Source organism: Acidovorax sp. SRI_002 (assembly GCF_057586455.1).
The window spans coordinates 110,018-126,314 of record NZ_JBYCZW010000011.1 but is presented as its reverse complement, the minus strand read 5'-3'; the positions used below and the strand labels follow the sequence as shown (position 1 = coordinate 126,314).

The following is a 16,297-nucleotide window of genomic DNA, read 5'->3' as shown; positions in this document are numbered from 1 at the left end:
TTCCATCAACTTGAACCGTTCGCTGAGCGCCGTTCAAGCGCCGCGCCTGGCTTGGGCAGGCTCAGCCAGAACGGGTGAACGGGATCGGCGCCGGGGGGCAATCGCATTGGCGACGGCGCGAATGTCACCAAGCTCCTAGAATCTCCCTGCCGGCCCTGGATCCACTCCAGGGCCGGCAGCGTTCTCAGGGCGGGGCGGAATTCCCCACCGGCGGTATTTGAGGGCTGAAAAGCCAACAAGAGCCCGCGAGCGCCTGTGGTGCCGTTCTTTGGAACAGGCCCGCAGGGTCAGCAGATCTGGTGCGAAACCAGAGCCGACGGTCACAGTCCGGATGAAAGAGATCGCGAAACTAGGGATGTCCTGCATAACCCTCGCGAGTCGGTGGTAGTGCGGATTGGGATGGGCCACAAGGCGACTTTTTGCAGCCAATAGCGCGGCTATTGGTAAGAAAAGCAACGCAGCGGACCGCCCGAGACCGCGCTATCACGGACCGCAGGGAGTTATGCAGGACATCCCTAGAGCACCCGCCATGGGTGGCTGGGCCCTTGGCGTTTGCCTGCGTGTTTTTTGCCCGCTCGCAAGCGCCGTGAGGCCTGCGCCGCCCTGTGCAGGCGCCGTGTTCGCGCGCGCCCTGATTCTGGTCTGACCTGTTTTGAGGAACCCATGAATCAGTCTTCTGCTACTTCTCCCGTCTCTCCCCTCGCGCCTGTGGCCGCACACCGTGGCGCCCGCGTGGCCATTATCAGTGCCAGCTGGCACCAGGACATCGTGCACCAGGCGCGTGACGCGGCCCTGGCCGAGTTCGACCGCCACGGCCTGCCACCCGCGCAGGTGGCGCTGTTCGATGTGCCCGGTGCGTTCGAGATCCCGCTGTTGGCCCGCAAGCTCGCGCGCAGCGGGCGCTACGACGCCATCGTGGCCTGCGCGCTGGTGGTCAACGGCGGCATCTACCGCCACGAGTTCGTCACCACCGCTGTCATCGACGGCCTGATGCGCGTGCAGCTCGACACCGAGGTGCCCGTGATGTCGGCTGTGCTCACCCCGCGCGACTTTCACGACCACGAGGACCATGTGCGCTTCTTCCGCGAGCATTTCGTGAAGAAGGGCACCGAGGTGGCCCAGGCCTGCCTGCAGACCATGGCCTACCTGCGCAAGCTGGCCTCGCCCACGTTGGCCTCCGTGCAGCAGGCTTCGCCGGTGCTGGCAGAAGCCTGAGTCGATGGTTTTTAGATTGCTATCTTTTAAATAGCTTTTAGCGCTTGATGGTAAAGCGCTAGGGATGTCCTGCATAACCCTCGCGAAGCGGTGGTAGTGCGGATCGGGATGGGGCGCAAGGCGTCTTTTGGCAGCCAATAGCCGGGCTATTGGCAAGAAAAGCAACGCAGCGAACCGCCCGAGGCCGCGCTATCACAGACCGCAGGGAGTTATGCAGGTCATCCCTAGAGGCCGATTTGGCCTGAAATTTCTGCGCCGCCTCAGCCAGCGGCCAGACGGGGCTGGTGCGGCCCGGGCACTGGCAAGTGGGCGCGTGTGGGAGCGCTGGCTTCAGAGTCCGCCAGTCGGAACACCGCCACCGCCTGCACCAGCTGCTGCGCCTGCACCTTCAGGCTGTCGGCAGCTGCCGCGCTCTGTTCGACCAGCGCCGCGTTCTGCTGCGTGGCCTGGTCCATTTCGGTGATGGCGTCCCCCACCTGGGCCACGCCTGCACTTTGCTCACTGCTCGCGGCGCTGATCTCGCCCACGATGTCCGTCACACGGCGGATGGCGCTGACCACCTCGCTCATCGTGGCGCCCGCCTTGTCTACCAGCGTGGTGCCCAGCTCTACGCGCTCCACGCTGGCGTGGATCAGGGTCTTGATCTCCTTGGCGGCCTCTGCGCTGCGCTGGGCCAGGTTGCGCACCTCGCTGGCAACCACCGCAAAGCCCCGGCCCTGCTCGCCCGCGCGGGCTGCTTCCACGGCGGCGTTCAGCGCGAGGATGTTGGTCTGGAAGGCGATGCCGTCGATCACGCTGATGATGTCGGCAATCTTCTTGCTGCTGTCGTTGATGCCCTTCATGGTCGTCACCACCTCGGCCACCACATCACCGCCCTGCACGGCCACGGTGCTGGCGCTCACGGCCAGCTGGTTGGCGGTGCGCGCGTTTTCGGCATTGGCCTGCACCGTGGAGCTCAACTCCTCCATCGACGCCGAGGTTTCTTCCAGCGCGCTGGCCTGCTGCTCGGTGCGGGCGCTCAGGTCGTTGTTGCCCTGTGCGATTTCGGTACTGGCGGCGGCCACGCTGTCGGCGTTGTTGCGCACATTGCTCACCACGTGTGACAGGCTGATCTGCATGTCGTGCAGGGCATTCAGCAGCAGGGCGATTTCGTCCTTGCCCTGCACTTGCCGTGCCACGGTGAGGTCGCCGCTGGCCACGGCCTGCGACACGCGCACCGCGTTGTCCAGCGGGTTCACTACGGTGCGGCTGAAGGCAATGGCGCCCGCAATGCCCAGGGCGCACACCACCAGCATCACCACCAGGCTGATGGTGGTGGCGCGCTGCGCAGCTTTGGCGGCGCGCTCGGCCACTTCGCTGCTGGCCTTGGCGATCAGGCCACCGGCCTGGTCCAGCAGCTGCGAGGGCTCGCGGTCCATGCCCGCCACGGCCTTGTCGCCCGCCTGCGGGTCGTGGTCTGCGGCCTTGAAGGCCTCAAACCCCTTTCGGTAGGCCGCGCCCATGCGCTCGTGGGCCTGGGAAAACTGCTGCACGCGTTCACGGCCTTCGCCGGGGGGCAGAGCGACCACGAGCTTTTGCGCCTCGTCCTTGATGGCCTTTTCCTGTTTTTCAAACGCGGCCCAGTAGCGCGTGAGCTGGGCTGGGTCCTTGCCGCGCAGCAGTACGTTCTTCCATTCCTGCACCTGCACCTTGAAGTTGTTGAGCATGTCCGCCGCCATGCGCTCGTGCTCGAAGCTCTGGGCCACGGTGGTCTGGTAGGTGTCGAGCGCCTGGTTCAGGCGGCTGATGCCAAACAGCGCCGCCGCAAACAGCAAAAGCAGCGACACGGTAAAGGCCAGGGGGAGCTTGAGGCTGAGCTTCATGGGGAACTCCTGTGGGGTCCACGATTCGCCGCTGGGGCGGGGCAAAGTGCATGCGGCCCAGTCGGACTTCCCCGTACGTTGCGGCGGTTGTCCCACTGCGCCTCTCGTCTCGGTCAACCGGCGCGTGCTGTGCGCCGTGCCGGAGAGATTCCCGCTGCCATTATGGAGAGATGTGTAAATTTTTGTACATGTCTTTTTTACCAAGGTGCGAACACATGTAGGCGCCGAGAGTACCAAGATTTGTTATCAAATTGATAGCTGTTAGCGCTTATTGGATAGGCGCTAGAACCTGATTTGGTTCAGATGGTGCAGACAAAAAAGCCTTGCCGGTCAGGGCAAGGCTGTTCAATGGCGGGGGCGTTGCGCAGCTCGGTGCAGCGTGGGTCTGGCTACAAAACCCCGCTGGCCCGCAGCGCCGCAATGCGCGCCGAGTCCAGCCCCATCTCGCGCAGCACTTCGTCGGTGTGCTGGCCCAGTGCCGGTGGCGCGTTGCGCAGCACGGGTGGCGTGGCCGACAGGCGCAGCGGGCTGGCCACGCCGGTGATCTGCTGCACCTTGTCGGTGGCGGCCTCGCCGTCCTTCCAGCGCGGCAGCGTCACGGCCAGGCCACGGGCCTGCACCTGCGCGTCGTCAAACGCCTGGGCGATGGTGTTGATGGGGCCGCAGGGCACGGCCTTGTCTTCCAGCAGCGTGATCCAGTCGGCCGTGGTGCGCGTACGCGTCACGGCCTCCATGGCGGGGATCAGGTCGGTGCGGTTTTGCACGCGCAGCGTGTTGGTGGCATAGCGCGGGTCGCTGGCCCACTGGGGCTGCTCGGCGGCTGCGCAAAAGCGCTGGAACTGGCCGTCGTTGCCAATGGCCAGCAGCATGTTGCCGTCGGCGGTGGGGAAGTCCTGGTAGGGTGCGAGGCTTGGGTGGCTGTTGCCCATGCGCCCGGGCGCCTTGCCGGTGGCAAGGAACCCCGATGCCTGGTTGGCCAGCACGGCCATGCCCACGTCGAGCAGCGCCATGTCGATGTGCTGGCCCTGGCCCGTGCCATTGGTGGCGTTGTCGCGCACATGCAGCGCGGCCAGGATGGCGTTGCTGGCATACAGGCCGGTGAACAGGTCGATCACGGCCACGCCCACGCGCATGGGGCCGCCGCCGGGCTGGTTGTCGGCCTGGCCGGTGATGCTCATCAGGCCCGTCATGGCCTGCACCATGAGGTCGTAGCCCGCGCGCTCGGCGTAGGGTCCGTCCTGCCCGAAGCCGGTGACGGAGCAGTAGATGAGGCGCGGGTTGAGCGCGCGCAGGCTCTCATGGTCCAGGCCATATTGCTTGAGGCCGCCAACCTTGAAGTTCTCCACCACGATGTCGGCCTCTTGCGCCATCTGCTTGATGAGCGCCTGGCCGTCGGGCGAGGCCATGTCGATGGTCACCGAGCGCTTGTTGCGGTTGCAGGCGGTGTAGTAGCTGGCCTGGTTGGTGTCATTGCCCTCGGCGTCTTTCAAGAAGGGCGGGCCCCACTGGCGCGTGTCGTCGCCCACGCCGGGGCGCTCCACCTTCACCACATCTGCACCCAGGTCGGCCAGTACCTGAGTGCACCACGGCCCGGCCAGCACGCGGGAGAGGTCGAGCACCTTGATGCCCGCGAGGGCGCCTGGGGAGGAGGGGGATGTGGTCATGAAGGTACTATAAGTTTGATAGCTGGTAGCGCATATCCATCAAGCGCTAGAGGCCTAAAACGCTTGAAACATGTGTAGAGGAGCCCCGTTTTAACTCCCTCTCCCCTCGCGGGAGAGGGTGGGGGAGAGGGGGCGAACAGGCACAGCGCACGCCACTACCCCCTCTCCCCCGGCCCCTCTCCCGCGAGGGGAGAGGGGAGTTCTCACCACCGCATTGGATGGAGGGGAGGCCGGGCCTCAGTTGGCAAACGCCGCAATGCCCGTCTGCGCACGGCCCAGAATCAGCGCATGCACATCGTGCGTGCCTTCATACGTGTTCACCACCTCCAGGTTCACCAGGTGGCGGGCCACGCCAAACTCGTCGCTGATGCCGTTGCCGCCCATCATGTCGCGCGCCAGGCGGGCAATGTCCAGCGCCTTGCCGCAGCTGTTGCGCTTGATGATGGAGGTGCCTTCCACGCTGGCCGTGCCCGCGTCCTTCATGCGGCCAAACTGCAGGCAGGCCTGCAGGCCGATGGCGATTTCGGTCTGCATGTCGGCCAGCTTCTTCTGGATGAGCTGGTTGGCGGCCAGGGGGCGGCCAAACTGCTTGCGGTCCAGCGTGTACTGGCGGGCGGTGTGCCAGCAGAACTCGGCCGCACCCAGGGCGCCCCAGGCGATGCCGTAGCGCGCGCTGTTCAGGCAGGTGAAGGGGCCCTTGAGGCCTTGCACTTCAGGGAAGGCGTTTTCTTCGGGCACGAACACGTCGTCCATCACGATCTCGCCGGTGATGGAGGCGCGCAGGCCCACCTTGCCGTGGATGGCGGGGGCTGTCAGGCCCTTCATGCCCTTTTCGAGCACAAAGCCGCGGATGGGGCCCACGGCGCCGCCTTCGGACACTTCCTTGGCCCAGACCACGAACACGTCGGCCACGGGGCTGTTGGTGATCCACATCTTGCTGCCCTTGAGCTTGTAGCCGCCATCGACCTTGTAGGCGCGCGTGGCCATGCTGCCGGGGTCGGAGCCGTGGTCGGGCTCGGTCAGGCCAAAGCAGCCGATCCACTCGCCGCTGGCGAGCTTGGGCAGGTACTTCTGGCGCTGGGCTTCGCTGCCGAATTCATAAATGGGCACCATCACCAGCGACGACTGCACGCTGGCCATCGAGCGGTAGCCCGAATCCACGCGTTCCACCTCGCGGGCGATCAGGCCGTAGGCCACGTACGACAGGCCGGGGCCGCCGTATTGCTCGGGGATGGTGGGGCCCAAGAGGCCCACTTCGCCCATCTCGCGGAAGATGCTCACGTCCATCTTTTCGTGGCGGAAGGCGTCCAGCACGCGGGGTGCCAGCTTGTCCTGGCAATACGCGGCGGCGGCGTCGCGGATGGCGCGCTCGTCGTCGGTCAGTTGCTGGCTCAGGAGGAAAGGGTCATCCCATTGAAAAGCGGCGTGGGCCATGTGTGTCTCCAGGTCGGAAAGGGGGGGAAGAAAAAAACGAATCTGGAACGCATCGTAGGCCTTGGGGTGGTGGCCCGCAAGCGAGTTCTTTTCATCCAGACATGCGTTTATGGAATGTATGGAATACTGGTGGCTAGATAAGCCAAGGCGTGGCTGGTCACTTAAAAATTCCTCTTCATCATGCGCCGCAACATTCCATCGACCCAGGCCCTGGCCTGTTTTGAAGTGGCCGCCCGCCACGAGAGCTACACCCGCGCCGCACAGGAGCTGTCGCTCACCCAAAGCGCCGTCTCGCGCCAGATCCAGGCGCTGGAAGAGTTTTTGGGCGTCGCACTGTTTCGCCGCACGCGCCACGGCGTGGTGCTGACGCCTGCGGGCGCGCACTATGGCCGCCAGGTGGCGCGCTGGCTGCAGGGCCTGGAGCGCGATACGCTGGACGTGATGGCCCACCAGGGCGAGGGCGGCACCCTCACGCTGGCCGCGGTGCCCACCTTTGCCACGCGCTGGCTCATCCCCCGCCTGCCGCACCTGGCGCAGGCGCATCCCGATATCGTGGTGCACATCGACACGCAGACACGCCCCTTCTTGTTTGCCGACACCACCTTCGATGCCGCCTTGTATGCCGGCACGCCCGAGCAGGTCGCCAACTGGCCCGGCGTACAGGCGCAACTGCTGATGCACGAAGACGTGGTGCCCGTGTGCAGCCCGCGCCTGCTCGAATCGGCCGCGCCCCGGGGCCGGGGCCGCGCCCACCAGCCCGTGGCCGCCGAGGCGCTGGCCGAGCTGCCGCTGCTGCAGCAAAGCACACGCCCCTACGGCTGGCGCCAGTGGTTCGATGCCATGGGGGTGGAGGCACCGCACGCGCTGGATGGCCCGCGCTACGAGCTGTTCTCCATGCTGGCCGTGGCCGCCACGCATGGCATGGGCGTGGCGCTGATGCCGCCTTTGTTGATCGAGGCCGAACTGGCCAGCGGCGAGCTGGTGGTGGCCTGCAACCGCCCGCTGCGTGGCGAGCGTGCCTACTACCTCATCAGCCCCGCGCAAGCCCAGCCGCCGGTGTTGGGGGCGTTTGCACGGTGGCTGCAGGGTATGGCAGCGGCGGCAGGCGGAGTGCCGCCGGTCGCCGGGGCAGACGGCAAGGGATGACGCGCTTGCATCCGCCCAGGGGCTGAACTAATCTGGTGGCGCTGGAGTCTGTCTGCACATACCGATCCGGGAGTGACCCCATGACCACCTACCATGCCCCGCATTTCGACCCCACCGTGGACGAGATCGAGACCCTCAAACAACTCGAAATGGGCCAAGTCATTACGTTGCCCCATGCGCTCAAGGACCACGTGTCTGGCCGCCTGCTCGAATGGGGCTTCATCACCAAAGGCTCCGGCGGCGAACTGGCCATTACGCCCAGCGGTCGGCAACTGATTCGCCGACAGGACAACTAGTGTGGTGTTGCACGCTATCCGGCACTTAAAACCGCGTCTTTTCGAACAGGGCTGCGTTGCAAATCCGCGCGATACCTACGGGTATCGCTGTGGTTTGCGCCTTGCCTTGGCCAAAAAGTCCATCGGTTTTCAATGTGCCGTCAAGCATGCAACAACACACTAGCCCCACGGCGCCGCAGAGCGCCACCGATGGCAAGGTCCTGCCGCACTGCTCCACAGTGCCGGGGCTTTCGCCAATCCTCGCGCAGTTGGCGGGGTATTGCAGCCCGCAAATTTCGCCGTGCAGCATTGGCCCTATCCTGCCTCTTTCGCTTTCCTTTCTTCACGAGGAGCTTCTGTGCGCGCACCGTCCCTGATTCGCAAAGCACTGTGTGTTGCCACCCTGGCGGCATGTGGGCTGCTGTTGCAAGGCTGCAGCACTGTCAAGCTGGCCTACAACCAGGTGCCGCACCTGGCCTACTGGCAGCTGAACAGCTACCTCGGCCTGTCAGAAACCCAGACCGAGCGCGTGCGCGACGAACTGGGCGACCTGCACCAGTGGCACCGTGACACCATGCTGCCCCGGCATGCCGAGCTGCTGCAAAAAGTACAGCAACAACTGCCATCCGCCATATCGCCCGGCCAGGCCTGCCGCACCTACGACGCAGTGCGCACCCAGATCGACAAGGTCATCGCCCAGGCCGAACCCAAACTGGCCTGGCTGGCCGCCCAGCTCACCGACACCCAGATCCGCAACCTGCAAAAGAAGCAGGCCGACAGCAACGCCGACTGGAAGAAGGAATGGGTAGATATCACGCCCGACAAGCTGCGAGAGCAGCGCTTCAAGCAGCTCTTGTCCCGCGCCGAAGGCTTCTACGGCGCCTTGGACGAACCGCAAAAATCCGCACTGCGCACCTTCATCGCCCAGTCGTCGTTTGACCCACAGCGCACCTATGCCGAACGCCTGCGCCGCCAGAAAGACCTGGTGCAGGTGCTGCAGAAAATCGCCGAAGACCGCACCAACACCGACCAGGCCCGGAGCCTGCTGCGCGGTTACCTCGCACGTTTTCAAACATCGCCCGACGCGGCCTACCAGCGTTATGCGCAGGCGCTGGTGGAAGAGGGCTGCGAAGGCTTCTCTAACGTGCACAACGCGATGACGGCTGCGCAGCGGTTGAAAGCAGTGCAGTCGGTAAAGGGGTATGAGCAGGACTTTCTGGTGCTGGCGGCGCAGTGAGCGTGGAAGTTAGAAATACGAACAAGAGATGAACAAAAGGCCGCGTTGCCCCTGAAGCCGCTCAGGGTCGCCTGTGACGCCCGACCATGTCCCGCGTGTGGCATCGAGGTCGCCCGCGCCAATTGCTGTCATGCTCAGCCCCCATTCCCTCAGGTACTTACTTGTATGCGTTTCAGCGGCTATTGCACTTTGGTCATCGCGATAACCGTGGCAGGTTTCGCTATCGCTCAGCCTGCGAATCCGGCGGACAACCACACCTCGTGCACTGCAGAAAAGGCGGACGTCGAAAAACGCATGGAAGTCGCGCGATCCAAGGGGCAGATGCTGCTACGTAGGCAACTGGCTGACCAACTGGCGGCGCTGCAATCGAGCTGTCAGCCGCTCGCGGTTGATCAGGGCCACACGGCGAATATTGAAACGCTGGAGAAGGAAGTCCGAGCGCTCAGGGCAGAGCTTGAAGCTGCCGAGGAGCAGTTGCGCAAGCTGAAAAGCGAAGCAAATCGCTAGACGGTGAATGGACTGCAGGAGCCGCGCCAGGGGCCGCAGACTCGGCGTCACGCTGCGGGTTGAGAGATTTCCATGCCAGATGGCAGCCGTAAAAATGAACCCGGGGTGTGGGGCTAGTTGGGCTCTGTGTGCCGGTGACTGTAGCCTCGCAGACCACCCCAAAGTAACGCGCTGAAAATGGCACTTTAGAAGATGGAAGCCCCTGTGAATCAACCTGTTGCCCATGCCGAGCTGATCGCCACTTTCAAAAGGGCGCAGGCTGACGCCGCCCACAAGCAGGGACTCATCAAGGCTGTCGGCGCCAAGGGCCCAAAAGCCATTCAGGCGGCTGTTGATACGGCAGCCAAAGCAGCGAAGCGCAGGGATTCGTATGCGGAAAAGCTCGCTGCGCTGGGGGTGGTTCTCGAGGATTGAGCGGGGTACGGCGATGGCATCTGCCCGACAAGGCGAGCCGTGTCCATGACCCATTCGCCCGACGGACCGAGCAAGCTGGAGATCGGTGACACCTGCATCGACATCTGGCCGCAGGAGCGGCGCATGCTGGCCAACCAGCTTCTGGGAGACGCTGTGCAGTACAGCAACATCCAGACTGGGCAAGACCTCAACTTGCTTGCGCACCAGGTGTGGGGAGATCTAAAGCAATTGAGGCGGGACCTGGGAGGCTGACCGTCATGGGGTCCTGCAATCGGTGACACCTACTGCAGGAGAGGTAAGCCACGCATATGCAGTTGAAGCTTGTGGGTAGGTTGCTTCAAAGCAGCATCTATTTGATCTCAAGCACGCACAGGCAAATGTCTACTTGGCAAGCAAGGAAGGTGCGCTGAAACCGATTTGCCGAAGCCATCTGGCGAATTGCATGCCAGGTTCATGGAGTTCGTAAACACTACCATTTGTTGGGATATTTCGGAGAAAACCGTGTACTACCAAGGTCTGAACTTGCTCGTCTGGCCTTGCCACACCAAGGCTTCTAAGGACAGAAGTCCAACTATCAATCGCTTTTCCATGCCTGCTGCCATGCTGAGCAAGCGCCAACATGGAAAAGATGGTTTCCTCTCCGGCATGACTTAAGAATAGGCCTTTGACTGGAAATTCAAACTGTTGATGATCTGAGGGAGTCCACGGCCAAAGAACGGGCTGATCGTCATACAACACAAGAGGCGTTGATGCATGCGAAGGCTGCGTCAATCGAATACCGAAATGATGTGCTTTCACACCCGTGTCTTGCTTGTGGTAGTCGAATTTCTCTCGGGGCGGTGGTGCTTTCAGCTTCGTAATTTCCGCCTGAGCTTCTTCCAGCTCATTTTTTAGCGCAGCGATAGTTGCCTCTCGTTTTTCTCCTGCTTTCTGGAGGTTCTCGAGTGATTGAGCTGTTTCCGCTTTCTCTTGTTGCCATTCAGCTCTTTGCTTGATCATGATGGCCCGCATTTCCAGGGCCTCTTGTACTGAAAGCGTCCTGGTTTCTGCGACTTGGAAAAGTGCTTCTCGGTTGAGGTTGCTCATTTTCTCGTGATCTGTAGCAATCTTCCGCAGCGCGGGCGGCAAAACATAAATCCAGAACAGTGCGGCTGCAAGCGGTATGGTTGTTCCGTGCAAGAGCCAATGCCACCATTCCGTCATGAGCTTTGTATCGATGTAAACGATCTTGTCCCTCCATCCGCCGTCGCCAACCAGCACAAGCAACAGTCGGAAATTCCAGATCGCCCAAGCGATAGCAAACGCACTTACAAGCGGGTTGCCAAAGCGTTCTCTCACGGTTTGAAAAATACCCAGCACGAAGTTCTTTGCGTCGTCCATTGCATCCCTCTGTGGTTTGCCAATTCTAGGCATTGAGGAAACGCTCCAATGGCATCATTGACTGAGTACGAAAGGAAGGTAAACGATGGAACCCGCACAACTGCAAGAGCTTGCAAAATTGATCGCTCTGGAAGTGAGTCTGCCTCAGTGGGCTGCATATTTGACGCTATTGGTCTCAGCAGTGTTCGGGGTCTACGTTATTGCCTATCAGAAGAAGCGCGGCGAGTCTAAGGCATTGCAGGCTGACTTTGAGATGCTGAAAATTCAGCTCGTGGAAAACACAAAAGCCTCTGAGGCAGTTCGACAAGCGCTTGCTGGCAGGGTTTGGATTCAGCAGCAGCAGTGGGCGAGACGCGAAGGGCACTACTTGGAATTGCTAGCCGCGATCTCGCTGATGGTGAACGTAGGTGACGATTTTTCAACTGCAGCGCGGGATCTGGAAAAATCCTATGACGAGAATTCAAAACAATACGGCAAGGCTGCAGAACTCCTGAAGAGGTTGGAAGAGGCGCGAGTCGACCTGCGACGGCTGGCCGGGTCTTGTGCGCTGTTCCTGTCCGATGAGGCAGTTGCTGCCGTGAATCAACTTATTGAAACCAAGTTTTCTATTGCCAAGGAAGCAGGGAACCTTGTGGAGTACGGAGAGTTTTGGACAGATGCCGCAAGGCAGGCGTATGCCAGAGTTTTGAGTCAGGCCAAACACGAGCTCGCTGAGATCAAGGGCGGTATAGCCGCCCCCCAGTAGGGTTTCCGCATTCCTCGCACACACGGGACCATCCCGTGTAAATGGAAACCGGCAACCGCAAGACACGAAAATCAGTACCCAGCGCCAAGAAGGGCCGCACAGCCGCGCCCGTGAAGGTCATCGACTGGGTTGGGGTTGAGAGGGCTTACTGCGGAACTCGCCAATCCACGCGCGATATCGGCAAGGCATTCGGCATCTCGCACACCATGGTGGCCAAGCACGCCGCCGCCAAGGGCTGGGCCCGGCCTTCCAAGGACCAGATTCCAAACCCGCCCCCCAGAAAAGGGACGACTGAACTGGAGCCACGCCAGGAGCGATTCGTTCAGGAGTACCTGATCGACCTCAACGGCACCCAGGCATACATGCGCGCCGAGCCGGGGACGACCGAGAAGAGCGCTCGCACCCAGGCATCCCGCATGTTGGCAAAGGTCAACGTGCAGAAAAGGATAGCGGCCGAGCGCTCAAAGACAGCGACAAAGCTCGAACTGACCTGCGAGCGCGTCCTGGCTGGGTACACCAAGCTGGCTTTCTTCGACATGCGCCAGGCCTACCACGACAGCGGTGCACTGAAGCTGCCCCACGAGCTCGACGAAGACACTGCAGCAGCCATTGCGGGCTATGAGACCGTGGAGATGGATGGCGGGGGCACCTATGACGTGGAGATCACCGAGCAGCCCATGCAGGTCACGTTCCAGAACTCTCATTTCCAGCAGGCGCTGGAGATGCGCAAGGCTGGCGTGCGTATCAACGACGCGACGATGGTGCGGTACTCCAACCTTTCGGACAAGAGCACCGTAGTCCAGCACGACCGCGCGCTGCAGGCCCGGCGCAGCGCCTTGGTGAAGCAGTTCGCCATGGCTGCCATGGCGGGAGACGAGGAAGGGAAATCAGAGGCCCGCGAGGCCATCGCCAGTTTCAACGAGAAGAACCCGAACCGCCGCATCCAGGCCATCCAGCTAGCGCAGAGCGTGCACCAACGCGAGAAGCGAATCCGGGGGGCGAAAGAGGGCGTCTACCTACCGAGTAAGCGGCGGGATTCCATGGAGGCAGGTAGGTTTGCAAATGAGCAATGAACACGGATCACTGTTGCCACCACGGCATGTATAAGACCTCCGCGCCCATAGACCGCGTGAGCAGAAGATGGTGGTCGCGTAGATCACTGAGGACAGCTTGGCCTGTGGGAAGGGTCGTGGACCAAGAGCCAGCGCCACGTCGCAGATCTTGTGCTTCCAGTGAGCCCTCCTCTACGTGCGCTCCGCCTAAATGGTGACAGACCGTCTGCATCAGCTCTGCTCTGTCAATGATGGCATCACCGCAATGCACCACTTCCTCAAACCAGTTCTTGAGGGGCAATACGGGGTAGGACCCGTCCGAGGATGGGCTTGTGATTGGCCTTGGACGCGGCTCCCCTGGAACAAACTCCATATTGAACGAAACCGTCCAGGTGCCATGACTACGAAGCTGCTGTTGCTCCGCCTTTGTCATACCCAGGCCCTGAAAAGACGGTAAGGATATTCGCTCCTTGATTCCAAGTTGTTTGCAGAGCGATATGGACTTCTTCGTGTCATAGAACAGCACCCGCATCGCAACCGCTAGGTCTAGAGAAGCTTCGAAATCACCCGAGTCGTAGTTTGCGCAAGCCCGCTGAATACGTCGGATCTGCTCTGAAAGCCGTGCTTGTTGATTTCCACGCAGAAGTGACCCACTAACCCCCGGGATTTCCATCCAAACCTGACCCACGTACTAACCCTAGCCTGCTGCTTTGTTGAGCAGCAGGAGACCAGGAGTGATAGACGTGGCAACACTGAGTGTCATCAGGCGCTGGGCCCTGCGAGAGCAGCTGTCCATCAGGGAGATCGCCCGCCGCACGGGCCTCTCGCGCAACACCATCCGCAAGTACCTGCGCGCAGGCGAGGCCGAGCCGCACTACGCCAAGCGGGTCAGTCCTTCCAAGCTCGACCCCTTCGCATCGAAGCTCTCGGGCTGGCTCAAGACCGAGGCGGGGCGCTCACGCAAGCAGCGGCGCACCGTCAAGCAGATGTACATCGATCTGCAGGCGCTCGGTTACGGCGGCTCCTACAACCGCGTAGCGGCCTTCGCCCGGATCTGGCAAGAGCAGCGCCTCGTGGCGCAGCAGACCACCGGGCGCGGCACCTTCGTTCCCCTGGCCTTCGGTCCGGGTGAGGCCTTCCAGTTCGACTGGAGCGAGGACTGGGCTGTTCTCGCCGGCGTGCGCACCAAGCTGCAGGTAGCCCACTTCAAGCTCAGCCACAGCCGAGCGTTCTACCTGCGCGCCTATCCCTTGCAGACGCATGAGATGCTGTTCGATGCCCACAACCATGCGTTCGTAGTCCTGGGCGGTGTACCCCGCCGTGGCATCTACGACAACATGCGCACCGCCGTAGACCGGGTGCGCCGTGGCAAGGAGCGCGACGTCAATGCGCGCTTTGCGGCCATGGTCAGCCACTTCCTGTTCGAGGCCGAGTTCTGCAATCCCGCGTCGGGCTGGGAGAAGGGCCAAGTGGAGAAGAACGTGCGCGATGCCCGCCATCGCCTGTGGCAGGTCGTGCCGCCATTCCCTGGCCTTGTGGAGCTCAATGATTGGCTTCAGGAGCGTTGTGTGGCCCTGTGGCACGAGATCGAGCACGGCAAGCTGCCGGGTACCGTTGCGGATGTCTGGGCCGCGGAGCGGGCTGCCTTGATGCCGGTACCGCGTCCCTTCGATGGCTTTGTTGAGCACACGAAGCGAGTCTCTCCCACCTGCCTGATCCACTTCGAGCGCAACCGCTACAGCGTGCCGGCGCCATTCGCCAACCGACCCGTGAGCCTGCGGGTCTACGCGGATCGCTTGGTGGTCGCGGCCGAAGGCCAGATCGTCTGTGAACACCAGCGGCTGATCGAGCGTAACCACCATGGTGCGGGACAGACAGTGTACGACTGGCGCCACTACCTGGCGGTGCTGCAGCGTAAGCCCGGGGCCTTGCGCAATGGCGCGCCGTTCCTGGAACTGCCAGCGGCCTTCAAGCGACTGCAGGCCACCTTGCTCAAGCAACCCGGCGGCGACCGGGAGATGGTGGAGGTACTGGCACTGGTGCTGCACCACGATGAACAGGCTGTGCTCGCTGCAGTGGAGTTGGCACTGGAGTCAGGGGCTGCCAGCAAGACGCACATCCTGAGCGTGCTGCACCGCTTGCTGGACGGCAAGCCCGCTCCAGCACCGGTCACATGCCGCAGGCCCTCAAGCTGGCGGTGGAACCCCAAGCCAATGTGCGTCGTTACGACCAATTGAGGGAGGTGCGCTATGCGTCATGACCCTGCCATCGCTTCTATCGTGATCATGCTGCGCGAGCTCAAGATGCACGGCATGGCCCAGGCTGTCGCTGAGCTGGCCGAGCAAGGTGCACCGGCCTTTGATGCAGCACAGCCCATCCTGTCCCAACTGCTCAAGGCCGAGACCGCCGAGCGGGAGGTGCGCTCGGTGGCCTACCAATTGAAGGTGGCCAGGTTCCCGGCGTACAGGGACCTGGCTGGGTTTGACTTCGGCCACAGTGAGGTGAACGAGGCGCTGGTGCGCCAGCTGCACCGCTGTGAATTCTTGGAGGACGCCAACAACGTGGTGCTGGTGGGTGGACCGGGGACGGGCAAGACCCACATCGCCACAGCCCTCGGGGTGCAAGCCATCGAGCACCATCACCGCAGGGTGCGGTTCTTCTCCACGGTGGAACTGGTCAATGCGTTGGAGGAGGAGAAGGCCAACGGCAAGCCCGGACAGTTGGCCCACCGGTTGGCCTATGCCGATCTGGTGATTCTGGACGAGCTGGGCTACCTGCCATTCAGTGCCTCTGGAGGAGCCTTGCTGTTCCACCTGCTGTCCAAACTGTACGAGCGCACGAGCGTCGTGATCACCACCAACCTGAGCTTCAGCGAGTGGGCCAATGTGTTCGGAGATGCGAAGATGACCACGGCACTGCTGGACCGGCTCACGCATCACTGCCATATTCTGGAAACCGGCAACGACAGCTACAGGTTCAAGAACAGCTCCGCACAGCAACCACCACAGACCACCAAGAAGGAGAAGGCGACCAAGAACTTATCCACAACGTGAGCGTGAAGTTCACGAACCAGGGTGGGTCAGATCGAGATGGAAATGGTGGGTTAGGTTTGCGTGGAAATCAACAATCCGATACCTCTATCGGGCTGCCATTGAATTTGCCTTGCTCTGGCTTCGTGCCATCCATTGGCACGCAGCCATAGAGGCGGCACAGGTGCAGGTCGTCGGCCTGGGCTCTGGTCAGAACCAGCTTTTGCGGAAGCGCGGCACCGTGCGCGCGTCAGTGTGCGCGGAATGCGTTTGTCGCGCGGCGGTGGATGTCTGCCATGCCTGGGCGGCAGGGTGGGAGGTCTACGATGTCCTGAGC

At 62.2% G+C, this 16,297-nt stretch carries 14 protein-coding genes, 1 pseudogene and 1 riboswitch; of the genes and pseudogenes, 11 read left to right on the top strand and 4 right to left on the bottom strand.

Annotated elements, in window-relative coordinates; genetic code table 11:
- Window positions 1–176 precede the first annotated feature (176 nt).
- Window positions 177–347: riboswitch (FMN riboswitch) on the top strand.
- Window positions 348–663: 316 nt separating this feature from the next.
- A complete protein-coding gene (locus tag AC2YJX_RS25315) occupies window positions 664–1,215 on the top strand; it encodes a 6,7-dimethyl-8-ribityllumazine synthase (protein WP_142144218.1) in 552 nt (183 codons plus the stop codon).
- A gap of 260 nt (window positions 1,216–1,475) precedes the next feature.
- Here AC2YJX_RS25315 and AC2YJX_RS25310 read toward each other — a convergent pair whose 3' ends face one another.
- From AC2YJX_RS25310 to AC2YJX_RS25300, 3 genes are all read right to left on the bottom strand, one after another.
- Window positions 1,476–3,077 (bottom strand): methyl-accepting chemotaxis protein, encoded by a 1,602-nt coding sequence (locus AC2YJX_RS25310; RefSeq protein WP_487257632.1) that lies wholly within the window; start codon window positions 3,075–3,077, stop codon window positions 1,476–1,478.
- Window positions 3,078–3,466: 389 nt separating this feature from the next.
- The gene (locus tag AC2YJX_RS25305; RefSeq protein WP_487257631.1) at window positions 3,467–4,741 is read right to left on the bottom strand and encodes a CaiB/BaiF CoA transferase family protein; all 1,275 of its coding nucleotides are present in this window, start codon (window positions 4,739–4,741) and stop codon (window positions 3,467–3,469) included.
- Window positions 4,742–4,978: 237 nt separating this feature from the next.
- On the bottom strand, window positions 4,979–6,175 hold the full coding sequence (locus AC2YJX_RS25300) for an acyl-CoA dehydrogenase (protein ID WP_015015345.1): 1,197 nt from the start codon (window positions 6,173–6,175) through the stop codon (window positions 4,979–4,981).
- A 180-nt stretch (window positions 6,176–6,355) separates the two neighbouring features.
- Here AC2YJX_RS25300 and AC2YJX_RS25295 point away from each other — a divergent pair, with 180 nt between their 5' ends.
- The 6 genes from AC2YJX_RS25295 to AC2YJX_RS25270 all read left to right on the top strand — a co-directional run bounded on the left by AC2YJX_RS25295 (window position 6,356) and on the right by AC2YJX_RS25270 (window position 10,006).
- The gene (locus tag AC2YJX_RS25295; RefSeq protein WP_487257630.1) at window positions 6,356–7,321 is read left to right on the top strand and encodes a LysR family transcriptional regulator; all 966 of its coding nucleotides are present in this window, start codon (window positions 6,356–6,358) and stop codon (window positions 7,319–7,321) included.
- An 80-nt stretch (window positions 7,322–7,401) separates the two neighbouring features.
- On the top strand, window positions 7,402–7,617 hold the full coding sequence (locus AC2YJX_RS25290; protein ID WP_055401611.1) for a hypothetical protein: 216 nt from the start codon (window positions 7,402–7,404) through the stop codon (window positions 7,615–7,617).
- 337 nt (window positions 7,618–7,954) lie between these two features.
- Window positions 7,955–8,833, top strand: a complete 879-nt coding sequence (locus AC2YJX_RS25285; RefSeq protein WP_436130549.1) for a DUF6279 family lipoprotein — start codon at window positions 7,955–7,957, stop codon at window positions 8,831–8,833.
- Between the two features lie 165 nt (window positions 8,834–8,998).
- Entirely contained in the window at window positions 8,999–9,340 is a 342-nt protein-coding gene (locus AC2YJX_RS25280; RefSeq protein ID WP_487257629.1) for a DUF1090 family protein, read from the top strand.
- Window positions 9,341–9,544: 204 nt separating this feature from the next.
- Entirely contained in the window at window positions 9,545–9,754 is a 210-nt protein-coding gene (locus AC2YJX_RS25275; protein WP_057225408.1) for a hypothetical protein, read from the top strand.
- Between the two features lie 45 nt (window positions 9,755–9,799).
- Complete coding sequence (locus AC2YJX_RS25270; protein ID WP_228899908.1) at window positions 9,800–10,006, top strand: hypothetical protein; 207 nt, start codon at window positions 9,800–9,802, stop codon at window positions 10,004–10,006.
- 129 nt (window positions 10,007–10,135) lie between these two features.
- Here the strand turns inward: AC2YJX_RS25270 and AC2YJX_RS25265 are convergent, their stop codons facing one another.
- The gene (locus AC2YJX_RS25265; protein WP_228899909.1) at window positions 10,136–11,134 is read right to left on the bottom strand and encodes a THO complex subunit 7 family protein; all 999 of its coding nucleotides are present in this window, start codon (window positions 11,132–11,134) and stop codon (window positions 10,136–10,138) included.
- Window positions 11,135–11,219: 85 nt separating this feature from the next.
- Here AC2YJX_RS25265 and AC2YJX_RS25260 point away from each other — a divergent pair, with 85 nt between their 5' ends.
- The 4 genes and pseudogenes from AC2YJX_RS25260 to istB all read left to right on the top strand — a co-directional run bounded on the left by AC2YJX_RS25260 (window position 11,220) and on the right by istB (window position 15,984).
- Window positions 11,220–11,879 carry a hypothetical protein gene (locus AC2YJX_RS25260; RefSeq protein ID WP_487257628.1) on the top strand — a complete coding sequence of 220 codons (660 nt, stop codon included), beginning with the start codon at window positions 11,220–11,222 and terminating at the stop codon, window positions 11,877–11,879.
- Between the two features lie 41 nt (window positions 11,880–11,920).
- Entirely contained in the window at window positions 11,921–12,952 is a 1,032-nt protein-coding gene (locus AC2YJX_RS25255) for a terminase small subunit (protein ID WP_487257627.1), read from the top strand.
- 713 nt (window positions 12,953–13,665) lie between these two features.
- Window positions 13,666–15,191 (top strand): annotated as a pseudogene (istA, locus tag AC2YJX_RS25250) (IS21 family transposase).
- Window positions 15,181–15,984, top strand: a complete 804-nt coding sequence (gene istB / locus AC2YJX_RS25245; protein ID WP_116750439.1) for an IS21-like element ISThsp10 family helper ATPase IstB — start codon at window positions 15,181–15,183, stop codon at window positions 15,982–15,984. Before istA ends, istB begins: the two are co-directional and overlap by 11 nt.
- Window positions 15,985–16,297 lie beyond the last annotated feature (313 nt).